Annotated in this window: 2 protein-coding genes; both read left to right on the forward strand. The window is 66.7% G+C overall.

The genetic code is table 11. The features are described from left to right. On the forward strand, window positions 1–657 hold a 657-nt coding region (locus ACZ5CR_RS44340), incomplete at its 5' end, for a DUF5753 domain-containing protein (protein WP_468869092.1). A 1-nt stretch (window position 658) separates the two neighbouring features. After that, window positions 659–883: a DUF397 domain-containing protein gene (locus ACZ5CR_RS44345; protein ID WP_468869094.1), complete on the forward strand. Its 225-nt coding sequence runs from the start codon at window positions 659–661 to the stop codon at window positions 881–883. Window positions 884–1,056 lie beyond the last annotated feature (173 nt).

Raw genomic sequence — 1,056 nt, forward strand, 5'->3', positions numbered from 1 at the left:
GAGGAGAGCGGCAAAGGCTGGTGGACCGAGTACCGCCAAGCCCTCGATCAACCCGTGCTGGACCTGGCGGAGCTGGAGGCGGCTGCCGATGCTCTGTATTCGTACGAATCACTGTTCGTCCCCGGCCTTCTCCAGATCGCCGAGTACACGCGATCGATCTTCAGATCCAGCCAGAGCGAACGCTCCACGAGCGAACTCGAGCGCGCGGTCCAGTTCCGGATGGAACGGCAGAAGATCCTCGCCCAAGAACGGCCCCCGACCCTGAATGCGGTGATCCACGAGGCCGCGCTGCACGTGCGATTCGGCGGCACAGCAGTGATGCGCAAGCAGTTGCTGCACCTGATCCGCATGGCCGAACTGCCCCACGTCACCATCCAGGTGCTGCCGTTCACGGCCGAGGGACTCTCCGCCTTCAGCACTCCGTTCCTGCTGGTGGGCTCCCACGGGGCCGCACTGGAGACCGTCCTCGTCGAGACTCCGGCGTCCTCGCTCTACGTGCACGAGCGCGAGGCAGTGGACAAGTACACGACGCGGTTCGCTCGCCTCTCTGCCACAGCCCTGCCGCCCCTGGACGCGACAGTAGCCGCGTCCGCCCACGACTCACGCGACTCCCTGAGCTTGATCCAGCACCTGCTCTACAGCCTCCAGGAGATCTGACATGCCCGAACTCACCTGGCAGAAGTCGTCATTCAGCGAGGACCAAGCAAACTGCCTCTACATGGCCACCGCCCCCGACGGAACCCTCCGCCTCCGCGAGAGCGACACCCCGGGCACGATCCTGACCGCCGCCCCCGGCGCACTCGCCGCGCTCCTGGAGACCCTCTCCCAAGAGCCGTCGCGCCACCCGACCGCACGTCCCGGCGTGCGGCGTGACCGCTGCTGATGAAGAGTCGAGGCGGGACCCCACCCGCCCCACTCGAAGGAGAGAAACATGCTTCGGCGCATCTCAATCGCTCTGGCCGGTCTGATGGCGGTCGGCTTCTTCGCCGCCGCCCCGGCGTCCGCCCACGACAGCGACGTCCACGGCTGCTGGAAGGACAAGACTCATGTCCAGGC

This window comes from Streptomyces sp. NPDC031274 (assembly GCF_055570235.1).

Excerpts from the sequence above, each read along its gene's own strand:
- ACZ5CR_RS44345 (WP_468869094.1), top strand. The coding sequence starts at position 659 with ATGCCCGAACTCACCTGGCAGAAGTCGTCATTCAGCGAGGACCAAGCA.